12 protein-coding genes are annotated in these 9,888 nt (G+C 45.4%); 2 read left to right on the top strand and 10 right to left on the bottom strand.

Features of this window, described 5'->3' with window-relative positions; all coding sequences use genetic code 11:
• From EPO18_RS19430 to EPO18_RS19400, 7 genes are all read right to left on the bottom strand, one after another.
• A partial coding sequence (locus tag EPO18_RS19430) for a hypothetical protein (protein WP_292436340.1) occupies positions 1-452 on the bottom strand: 452 nt, incomplete at its 3' end.
• Between the two features lie 99 nt (positions 453-551).
• Positions 552-1,154 (bottom strand): hypothetical protein, encoded by a 603-nt coding sequence (locus EPO18_RS19425; RefSeq protein WP_292436338.1) that lies wholly within the window; start codon positions 1,152-1,154, stop codon positions 552-554.
• Between the two features lie 16 nt (positions 1,155-1,170).
• Complete coding sequence (locus EPO18_RS19420; protein WP_292436336.1) at positions 1,171-1,437, bottom strand: type II toxin-antitoxin system RelE family toxin; 267 nt, start codon at positions 1,435-1,437, stop codon at positions 1,171-1,173.
• Positions 1,437-1,631: a hypothetical protein gene (locus EPO18_RS19415; protein ID WP_292436334.1), complete on the bottom strand. Its 195-nt coding sequence runs from the start codon at positions 1,629-1,631 to the stop codon at positions 1,437-1,439. Before EPO18_RS19415 ends, EPO18_RS19420 begins: the two co-directional genes overlap by 1 nt.
• Positions 1,632-1,648: 17 nt before the next feature.
• The gene (gene sufB / locus EPO18_RS19410) at positions 1,649-3,097 is read right to left on the bottom strand and encodes a Fe-S cluster assembly protein SufB (RefSeq protein WP_292436332.1); all 1,449 of its coding nucleotides are present in this window, start codon (positions 3,095-3,097) and stop codon (positions 1,649-1,651) included.
• 8 nt (positions 3,098-3,105) lie between these two features.
• Positions 3,106-3,555 (bottom strand): SUF system Fe-S cluster assembly regulator, encoded by a 450-nt coding sequence (locus tag EPO18_RS19405; protein ID WP_292436331.1) that lies wholly within the window; start codon positions 3,553-3,555, stop codon positions 3,106-3,108.
• A gap of 65 nt (positions 3,556-3,620) precedes the next feature.
• Positions 3,621-5,969 (bottom strand): DNA internalization-related competence protein ComEC/Rec2, encoded by a 2,349-nt coding sequence (locus EPO18_RS19400; RefSeq protein WP_292436329.1) that lies wholly within the window; start codon positions 5,967-5,969, stop codon positions 3,621-3,623.
• 218 nt (positions 5,970-6,187) lie between these two features.
• Between EPO18_RS19400 and EPO18_RS19395 the strand changes: the two genes are divergently transcribed.
• A complete protein-coding gene (locus EPO18_RS19395) occupies positions 6,188-6,727 on the top strand; it encodes a DUF2062 domain-containing protein (RefSeq protein WP_292436327.1) in 540 nt (179 codons plus the stop codon).
• A 55-nt stretch (positions 6,728-6,782) separates the two neighbouring features.
• On the opposite strand, the gene lolD is transcribed toward EPO18_RS19395, so the two are convergent.
• The 3 genes from lolD to fur are packed head-to-tail and all read right to left on the bottom strand — an operon-like array spanning position 6,783 to position 9,145.
• Entirely contained in the window at positions 6,783-7,463 is a 681-nt protein-coding gene (gene lolD / locus EPO18_RS19390) for a lipoprotein-releasing ABC transporter ATP-binding protein LolD (protein ID WP_292436325.1), read from the bottom strand.
• Positions 7,456-8,703 (bottom strand): lipoprotein-releasing ABC transporter permease subunit, encoded by a 1,248-nt coding sequence (locus tag EPO18_RS19385; protein ID WP_292436324.1) that lies wholly within the window; start codon positions 8,701-8,703, stop codon positions 7,456-7,458. The genes lolD and EPO18_RS19385 overlap by 8 nt, the downstream gene beginning before the upstream one ends.
• A gap of 25 nt (positions 8,704-8,728) precedes the next feature.
• Positions 8,729-9,145 carry a ferric iron uptake transcriptional regulator gene (fur, locus tag EPO18_RS19380; RefSeq protein WP_292436322.1) on the bottom strand — a complete coding sequence of 139 codons (417 nt, stop codon included), beginning with the start codon at positions 9,143-9,145 and terminating at the stop codon, positions 8,729-8,731.
• 152 nt (positions 9,146-9,297) lie between these two features.
• Here fur and EPO18_RS19375 point away from each other — a divergent pair, with 152 nt between their 5' ends.
• A complete protein-coding gene (locus tag EPO18_RS19375; protein WP_292436320.1) occupies positions 9,298-9,852 on the top strand; it encodes an outer membrane protein assembly factor BamE in 555 nt (184 codons plus the stop codon).
• The last annotated feature ends 36 nt before the right edge of the window (positions 9,853-9,888 follow it).

The raw sequence follows: 9,888 nt of genomic DNA, 5'->3' as shown, positions 1-9,888 counted from the left end.
GGATTGAATATAACCAAGTTATAACTACCCTTTGCTAAATCCGGTATTTTTTTCAAAATATCGCCGATAAAACTTTCTATATTACGCCCTGTATAGCCTTGAGCCGGCGCTTTGGGTGTTAGCGTAAAGTTTTTCTTATCATGTTTATATTCGCTTTTATGAGGCGACTCTAAAATAAGCAAAATATTTTTTTTACCCTCAGCGTCGGCTGCCGGACGGTCATTAAAATCCGATAACGTAACTGTCTTATTAATCGGTATTATTTTTATATCAGCATTCCTGACTTCTACGATATACCGCCATACATCAGGAACGCGATGCTTATTTTGAAAAATATCAAGATATTCATCTGTACAATAATGACTTATTTGCTCTTGCGTTATAGGCGAAATATCAACTTCATCCGTTATATATTCTTTGTCGTTACAATCAACCTTGGCTTTAATTTTCATCTCACATACCACCATTCAGTCAATTTCAAAAAGGACTAAAAATGTACGTTTATTTGATAATTAAATTGGTTGGGCTGGTACGAAGCCCAACCTGCGGCACTACAGCGCTTTCAAAAAATTCTTTATTTGTTCCTCGAATAGACTATTCATTTCTGTTAAGCGATTAGCTTCATCTTCAATTTCTTGAAGTCTATCTCTTATTTTCTCCTTGCGTACTTCATCTTTAGGGCGACGAGCATCTTTCATATCATCTATACCTTGTTGCCGATCTTCTGATTCGTTTGTGGGCTTTTTATGTACAGGCAACGTCCCTTGCAATAATGCGATTTTCTCGGCCTCTAGCACGCCAATTCTTGTTAAATTAGAATTCAAAAGCGCAGTCAGCGCAGCCAACACTATTTGATTCTTTTGTGCATCGGTTGATACTTCCAATAAACTTCTTGTTGCTTCTAGTTCCTTCTTTTGTAACTCATAAGTCTTGGCTATCAAATAAAACGCAAATGCGGCAATAACAGGGTTAAGTATTCCTCCAAAGTAATCGCCGAATGTTCCCCATGCGCCATTTTCTCGAGATAGGCCGTTATGAAAATTAGCAAAATAAAAACCGACAACACTCAAAACTATAAAACCAATTACTTTTATAACTTGTTTTGTATTGATGTTGTTTGAATCAGCACCATTTGTTTCATTCGAGTTACTCATAAACAGCCTTATAAAATCAAGGGAAAAACTTATAAATTTCTCTTCTGTGCATGACTGTTTTTACAGCAATCGTTTCATTTTTAAGCATTAAGCCCAGACGGTAATTACCAAATCTGACTTTATAAAAACCATCATAACCTTTCATTTTCTCAACCTTCCCCATTTCATAAATGGATGAGGCTGAAACTAATTCATCAAATACAAAACTTTCAATCTTTGAACGAACATCACTCGGAACCGCTGCCAATTCTTTCAAGAAATTTTTACTGTACTCGACTTTCATCAAGCCTTATCCAGAGTCGCATAATATTTCTTTGCTTCTTCAATACTCAGCGTTTCGCTTTCATCCGCATTAATAAGCTGAACTAACGCGTAATTCTCCAGAACATCTTCAATTTTTTCAAAAGTATCAATATCAAGCTGTACCGCGACTTTATGATTGTCTTCATCAACAATATATTGTCTTTTTAATTCCATAACCTTAACTCCAGTCGTTAACCTACCGAACCTTCCAAACTCAACCCCAACAACGCCTGAGCCTCTACCGCAAACTCCATCGGTAATTCCCTGAACACTTCTTTACAAAAACCGTTAACAATCATCGACACCGCGTCTTCTGCCGATAATCCGCGCTGCTGGCAAAAGAACAGCTGATCTTCGCTGATCTTGGACGTAGTGGCTTCATGTTCAACCTGAGCCGATGGCTGCTTGACTTCCACATAAGGGAACGTATGCGCACCGCATTTATCGCCGATTAACAGCGAATCGCACTGGGTATAGTTACGGGCGTTTTTCGCACTTTTCAATACTTTAACCAAACCGCGATAAGTGTTCTGTGCTTTACCAGCCGAAATACCTTTGGAAACAATCGTGCTGCTGGTGTTTTTGCCGATATGAATCATCTTGGTGCCGGTATCGGCCTGCTGGTAATTATTGGTCAGCGCCACTGAATAAAATTCGCCGGTGGAATTGTCGCCGGTCAGGATGCAGCTTGGGTATTTCCAGGTAATCGCCGAACCGGTTTCCACCTGCGTCCACGACACTTTGGAATTATCTCCGCGACAATCGGCTCGCTTGGTCACAAAGTTATAGATACCGCCTTTGCCCTCCTTATCGCCCGGATACCAATTTTGCACGGTCGAGTATTTGATCTGGGCGTCTTTCATTGCAACCAACTCGACCACCGCCGCATGCAGCTGATTTTCATCGCGCATCGGTGCGGTACAACCCTCCAGATAACTGACATAACTGCCCTCGTCGGCAATAATCAAAGTCCGTTCAAATTGCCCGGTATTGGCGGCGTTGATCCTAAAATAGGTCGACAGTTCCATTGGGCAACGCACTCCTTTAGGTATGTAAACAAATGACCCATCGGTAAATACGGCGGCATTTAAAGCGGCAAAGAAATTGTCCGTATGCGGCACGACCGAGCCCAAATATTGTTTGATCAGCTCAGGATGGTCGCGCAAGGCTTCTGAAATCGGGCAGAAAATAACGCCCGCTTCTTTCAGTTTGCCTTTAAATGTAGTTGCCACCGACACGCTGTCAAAAACCGCATCGACCGCAACGCCGGCCAAGCGCTCCTGTTCATCCAAGGGGATGCCTAATTTTTTGTAGGCTTCCAATACTTGGGGATCGATTTCATCCAGGCTTTTCGGCCCGTCTTCTTTGCGTTTAGGAGCTGAATAGTAGCTGATCGCCTGATAATCGATAGGATCGAATTTGACGAACGCCCACTCGGGAGACTTCATGGCCTGCCAATGACGAAACGCTTTCAGTCGGTATTCGAGCATAAACTCAGGCTCATTTTTGACCTTAGACAACCTGTGAATAACCTCTTCATCCAGCCCGGGAAGAAAGGTGTCGGTTTCCAACTCGGTCACAAAGCCTTGCTTGTACTCCTTACCGATCAGATTCTTGATTTCTTGTTCGCTTGCTGACATAAAATTTTCTACCTATATAGACTGGCGACCGGAACGAACACTTCTTCCGGCACAACAACGGGTCTGATTAAATCGGCCACAGTCACCGACTCTAATGCATTATGAATGGTCTGGTTAATCAAACCCCAGTTACCCAAAATATCGCAGCCCGAAGCCTGCTCGCAGCCCTGATGGGAAATACTGCACTCGGTCAGAGCAATTGGCCCTTCCAAAGCGCTGATAATGGTAGCAACGCTAATTTCTTCCGGCGTTCTGGCTAAAGCATAACCGCCTTTGGCTCCGCGCGTAGAAATCAAAACATTGGCGTTAACCAGCAGCTTGAGAATTTTACTGACCGTAGGCAAAGCAATACCCGTCATCGCCGCTATTTCCATAGCCGCACGCATTTGCGCCTTATCTCTAGCCATAAAACTTAAAATGACCGTTGCATAATCAGTTAATTTACTCAGCCTTAACATACCTTGCTCCCAATAATTGTGGACTATTCTAGTCCTATTTAATTACAGAGTAAAGAAGTTGGTAATTATTTAGCGTTCCAATATCTACTTTCCGTCTCGCGCATCCCCTGCACGACAAATTCATCATTTTCAAAATCAACGGTAATCGCACCGCTATCGGCGCTATTCAACCATTTGGCATCGGCTTGTCGATACCGCGCCAACACATCATTATGCGGATGACCGAATTGATTCCGGTAACCCGTCGGAATCAGCACATAATCAGGCTGCACAGTTCGCAAAAAACCGGCTGTCGATGAAGTCTTACTGCCGTGATGCGGTGCGACTAATACATCGGCTTTTAATTCTTCGCCGTAGGTTTTAACCAGCCAGGATTCAGCCAAAGCCTCAATATCGCCAGCCAGCAATACCGTGGCGTGTGCAGACTGGACTTTCAATACGCAGGAATTGTCATTTTCGGAAACAAACGCCTGACTAGGAGCCAGCATGGTGAATTTGACTTCATCCCATAACCACGACTGCCCGGCTTTACATTCAGTTGGCGCATACTCCTTTAACAACTGAGGAACGCTGGTCAGCACTTGTTCCGTATTAATGCCGCGCATTAGCGATTCCGCTCCACCAATGTGATCGTTATCGCCGTGGCTGATGATTAAACTATCGATTTTATCTATACCTTGCGAGCGCAAAAAAGGCAGTAGCACACTCTGCCCCATATCACTATGTTCGGAAAATTTGGCGCCGGTATCGTAAACCAAAAAATGATGACTGGTTTGCACGACGGCTGATAAGCCTTGTCCGACATCCAGCAAAGTCATTTTAATCTCACCTGTTTCGGGTTGTTTTGCGTCGGTAAATATCAGCGGCAAAAACATTACCAGACTCAGCCACCTCGCTGGAATGCCGACCGGAGCAAGAAGCAGCAAAATACCCGGTACGGCAAAAAGCAATGCCCAATATGAGGGTGGCGCATGATTGATCGAAGCCAGAGGAATTTCCGCCAAATGAGCCAACAACAACCATACACCTTGCAACACAGGGTCTATCAAATAGAACAGCTTGTCGGCCAGCGTTGGTGAAATAACCATGATAATGACTGCCAGCAGTGATAACGGCACAACCAGCAAACTGATGACAGGTACGGCGACCAAATTAGCCAGCGGCGCAATCAAGGAAACTTGTTGAAAAAACAACAATAGCAGAGGCGACAATCCCAGCGACGTAAACCAGTGCAATTTTATCGCACCCAAAAGGTGACCAAGCTTGCCTAAGCGACCGGAGACGGCATAAACAATCAGGCTCACGGCGAGGAATGACAACCAAAACCCGGCCGCTAAAACAGCGAGCGGATCAAATATTAAAACCGCGAACAGAGCGATGGCCAATGTATTAAAAGGACGGCTATTGCGTTGCAGAACAATAGCGATCATGGCAATAGACAACATGATCACTGAGCGCTGGGTAGGCACGGAAAATCCGGCCAATCCTGAGTAAAAAATCGCAACCAGCAAAGCTGAAATTGCAGCAACCTTTTGCGGCGACTGGCTAAGCCATCCCGTTCTTGCCCACAATTTCAGCACCAAAAAATAAACCAGGCCGGCAATAAGCCCAATATGCGATCCGGAAATCACCACCAGATGCGTCGTGCCGGTCTTGCGGAAAACCTCCCATTGTTCTTGCGTGATGCTGTTACCGTCACCGATGGTCAAAGCCTTTATTAGCCCAAGGTACGGGCTGTTTCCCAATGTATTTGAAAGCCGATCAGTGATGCTTTGCCGCCAGACAGCAATACTGTTCCAAGCCGAATCGCTACCTAATAAAACCGGCTTTGGGCTTGGTCTGATATAGCCCGTCGCCCCGATGCCTTCGGTAAACAGCCAGCGTTCATAATCAAACCCGCCGGGGTTCATTGTGCCGTGGACGCGCTTCAATTTAACATTAAAAGCCCAATGCTGACCTGCCTTGATGGGTTGATCCGGGTAATACCAGCTTAATCTCAGTTTGGCGGGTAATTGCCGTTCAGACTCAGCGGCATCCGGCCGGCTTTCGGCATACACACCATCCTTGGTGATCGCCGCACCCGTTCCCGACGGGTTTGCGGCATACACCCCATCCCTGGGGATAAAGTCGAAGCGGACACGTTTTTCATCTTGTTCCGGCAAATCGGCTATGACGCCGTTCACTTGAACTTCGACACCTTCCAGTTGCTCAGGCAGTCCGCCGGACAATCGATGCATTGCAAACACAATCGCCCACAAAACGCCGAGCACAAAAAACAGGCACCGCCAATAACGCAACCATGCAATAATGCTGGTCACTAAGCCGCCGACTATCAGCCATTTAACATCCGGCAAAACCGGAAATTGTTGTACCAGCAACAGCCCGGCTAAAAATGACAAGGCAGACACAACCATTTAGCACCTTGGTGTTTTTTAGGCTAACAAAAACCTGATAAACTGTATGAATGTAATTTTGTAACTACTTAGTGATGCTAACTTTATAATGGAACACTGATCAGACGGATTTAAACGGATTTTATTTTCTTTTCTATCAGTGTTTATCAACCAAATCCGTGCCGTCCGTATTCTATTTTCTAACAATGTAGTTATGTAACTTTAAATAAGAAATAACGATGCCAAAAGAACTCATAAAAAAACTGATCGATAAGTTCATCCCCGATCCTGATGTAATTAAACGACACAAGAGCCTGCAATTTCTTGGCGATAAACTGCATCAGCCTAACCTCTGGCATTTAAACCGGCGTTCCGTCTCCATGGCTTTTGCTGTGGGTCTTTTTTGCGCCTGGATTCCGACTCCTACACAAATGGCTATTGCCGCTGCTGGAGCCATTTATTTCAGGGCTAATCTGCCTCTTTCAGTAGGACTGGTCTGGATAACCAACCCCATCACGATGCCGCCGCTATTCTATTTTGCTTATAAAGCTGGGCTTTGGTTTATGAACCGGCCAGCCCTCGCTGATGAATCCGAGTTTTCATTAAGCGGCATGTTCTCAGGGCTTGGCGATGTCTGGCAACCGTTTCTGGTAGGCTGTCTTATTATGGGTATACTCTCATCTGTGGCCGGCTATTTCGGAATTCAATATTACTGGCAGCAACATATAACCAAAAAATGGGAAGAACGAAAGGAGAAAAGGCTAAAGGCGAAAGACTAAGGGCCAAAGGCGAAAGGACTTAACGCTTGCGCCTTTTGCCTTTGGCCTTGTATCTTTAGCCTAATATAACCCCGTCTTCCATGTGTAGAACCTTGCCCATCCTTGCGGCCAACTCATGATCATGAGTTACTACCAAAAAGCTGACATTCAGCTCCTGATTTAATTCCAACATTAGCTGGTACACTTGGTCAGCCGTTTTGCTGTCCAGGTTTCCGGTAGGCTCATCCGCCAAAACTACACCGGGTTTATTGATTAACGCTCTAGCGACTGCGGCGCGCTGTCTTTCCCCGCCGGACAACTCCCCGGGTTTATGTTCAATACGGTGTCCCAGCCCTACCCGTTTCAATAACTCTATCGCACGGACAGTTGCCAGTTTTACCGAATGCCCGCCAATCAACAAAGGCATCGCCACATTTTCCAGTACGGTAAACTCTCCCAACAGATGGTGCGACTGATAAATAAAACCTAAGGATTTATTTCTTAATTTTGCCAATTGGCCTGAGCCGACTTGATTAAGATTAACGCCATCCAAAATCACCTTTCCGCCGCTGGGCTTTTCAAGCCCGCCCAGCAAATGCAATAAAGTGCTTTTTCCCGATCCCGAGGCCCCCATAATGGCGACGCGCTCACCGGCACCGATGCTTAAATTAACCCCTTTTAAAACTTCAACATCCAGCCCGCCCTGATCGTAGCGCATGGTCAACTGCTGGCATTGCAAGATGCTGGCATTATTCATATCTGAGAACTTCCGCTGGATTAACTTTGGCTGCCTGCCATGCAGGATATATGGTCGCCAATAATGACAAGAAAAAGGCCATGCTCGCAATCACATAAACATCCGACCAAACTAGCTTGGAAGGCAGCTCGCTGATGTAATACACATCGGCCGCCATAAACTGGACATTAAATAATTTTTCAATAGCAGGAACGATAGTTTCAACATTCAACGCCAGCAACACCCCGCCTACGGTTCCAAGTGCGGTGCCGGTTACGCCGATAACCGCTCCCAGTACCATAAAAATACCCATCACCGAACGCGACGTCAGCCCCTGGGTTTTTAAAATAGCTATATCGCCGCGCTTATCGGTCACCACCATTACCAATGTGGAAACGATATTAAAAGCCGCCACCGCGACGATCAACAACAGGATAATAAACATGACCCGCTTTTCCGTCTGTATCGCCCGGAAAAAATTGTTGTGCGCCAGCGTCCAATCGCTGACCAAATAATCGCCATACAAAGCGCTGGAAAGTGCACGGGTTATTTTCGGTGCATTAAACAAATCGTCCAGCTTGATTCTAAGACCTGAAACAGCATTATCCAAACGAAACAATTTAGCCGCATCGTCAAGATGAACCAGCGCCATATTGCGGTCATATTCATACATGCCCACTTTAAAAATACCCACCACGGTAAACCGCCGCATACGCGGCACAATACCAGCCGGTGTGGAATTAATCTGCGGGCTGATGACAGTTATTTTATCGCCGGTAAGAACGCCTAGATAATTGGCCAGTTCCACACCTAAAACAATGCCGTACTCGCCTGGAATTAAATCGGACAGTTTGCCCTCTTTCATTTTATCGGCAACTTCCGATACCCTGGACTCGTATTCCGGCAAAATTCCGGTCAGCATAGTGCCGCTTACGCGCCGGTCGGCGTTAATCATCACCTGCCCATTAATAAAAGGCGCGGTGCCTTCTATATGCTGATAGTTTTTTAATTTCTGCTCCAATTCCTGCCAATTATCCAACTGGCCATATCTTCCAGTGGCGGTCGCATGTGAAGTCATGCCGAGAATCCGCTCGCGCAATTCCGCTTCAAAACCGTTCATCACCGACAACACGGCAATCAATGCAGTAACACCCAAAGCGATACCCAGAATTGACGTTAAGGTAATGAAAGAAATGAACTGAGTTCGGCGTTTGGCTCGCGTATAGCGCAAACCGATATAAAAAATGAGAGGTTTAAACATGAAGCCTACAATTTAAAATAAAAAATCAGGATTTCCTGCACTGAGCGCAAAAACCGTATAAATAAAGGCCGTGATCGGTCAATTCATAACCCAGTTTTGCAGCAATTTCTTTTTGCCGAGCTTCAATAACCTCATCGGCAAACTCGTCGACCTTACCGCATTTCATACAAAGTATATGATCGTGATGCGAGCCTTTATCAAGTTCAAAGACAGAGTTGCCGCCTTCAAAGTGATGCCGGGTCACCAGTCCCGCCGCTTCAAATTGTGTTAAAACACGATAAACCGTCGCCAAGCCAATTTCTTCATCCTCACTCAGCAGGATTTTATAGACTTGTTCAGCGGTTAAATGACGCTCATTGACCTGATTTTCTAAAATTTGCAGAATCTTGACCCGAGGTAAAGTCACCTTCAGGCCCGCACTCCTTAAATCATGAGTTTCCAATATTAATCTCCACTTGAGCCTCTGTTTAGGCTGTTTTATATAGAATTACGCGCATTGTAGCCTTTTTTTGACCGTATGGGCATGACAGTTTTATAGGATAATCTTTTAACATCCTGTATGATTTTATATTTTCAACACATCCGCAGCCTTAAATGAGAAAGCCGCTTTTTGCTTTAAACCTATTCTGCAACCGCTCATCCTGCATCCTTGTAGTCGCGGCAAGCCTGACACTCTCCTCCTGCACCACCATCCTGACCAACCTGCCCGGCGTCTATACCGTAGATGTCCAGCAAGGCAATATGGTCGACCAATCTATGATTGACCAACTCAGACCCAACATGAACAAGCGCCAAGTGCTTTATATAATGGGTTCACCGATGCTGGCTGATTTTTTTCATCAGAAGCGTTGGGACTACCTTTATTCAGCACAAGTTGACGGCGGAGATAGACAACAAAAAAGGATTTCGTTGTACTTTGATAACGATCAGTTGATCGGTGTGCAAGGCGACTTCAAGCCCAGCGAAGTTCCCGTTATTAAAACTTCGGATGAAACCACGGTTGATGTGCCGAAGCGCGATCTTGAAAAAACGTTGTGGGAAATGATCACCGGCCTGTTTGGCTATGATAGCAGTGATGACACGCCTAAGTCTGATAAATCGGATAAAAAGCCAGCATCGGGATCACCGACAGATCAATTGCCGCTTTAGCAGCAGCGTGGGCGACACAGTAACGTAGGGGGTGCA

It is taken from the genome of Methylobacter sp. (assembly GCF_004322395.1).
In the GTDB taxonomy this organism is placed as follows: domain Bacteria; phylum Pseudomonadota; class Gammaproteobacteria; order Methylococcales; family Methylomonadaceae; genus Methylobacter_A.
Note: the sequence above shows the minus strand (reverse complement) of the source record. Positions and strands in the feature narration are given on the sequence as shown.

Bases quoted from the DNA above. Each gene is read 5' to 3' on its own strand.
- EPO18_RS19425 (WP_292436338.1), bottom strand. From the start codon at position 1,154: ATGAGTAACTCGAATGAAACAAATGGTGCTGATTCAAACAACATCAAT.
- EPO18_RS19420 (WP_292436336.1), bottom strand. From the start codon at position 1,437: ATGAAAGTCGAGTACAGTAAAAATTTCTTGAAAGAATTGGCAGCGGTT.
- EPO18_RS19415 (WP_292436334.1), bottom strand. From the start codon at position 1,631: ATGGAATTAAAAAGACAATATATTGTTGATGAAGACAATCATAAAGTC.
- sufB (WP_292436332.1), bottom strand. From the start codon at position 3,097: ATGTCAGCAAGCGAACAAGAAATCAAGAATCTGATCGGTAAGGAGTAC.
- EPO18_RS19405 (WP_292436331.1), bottom strand. From the start codon at position 3,555: ATGTTAAGGCTGAGTAAATTAACTGATTATGCAACGGTCATTTTAAGT.
- EPO18_RS19400 (WP_292436329.1), bottom strand. From the start codon at position 5,969: ATGGTTGTGTCTGCCTTGTCATTTTTAGCCGGGCTGTTGCTGGTACAA.
- EPO18_RS19395 (WP_292436327.1), top strand. From the start codon at position 6,188: ATGCCAAAAGAACTCATAAAAAAACTGATCGATAAGTTCATCCCCGAT.
- lolD (WP_292436325.1), bottom strand. From the start codon at position 7,463: ATGAATAATGCCAGCATCTTGCAATGCCAGCAGTTGACCATGCGCTAC.
- EPO18_RS19385 (WP_292436324.1), bottom strand. From the start codon at position 8,703: ATGTTTAAACCTCTCATTTTTTATATCGGTTTGCGCTATACGCGAGCC.
- EPO18_RS19375 (WP_292436320.1), top strand. From the start codon at position 9,298: ATGAGAAAGCCGCTTTTTGCTTTAAACCTATTCTGCAACCGCTCATCC.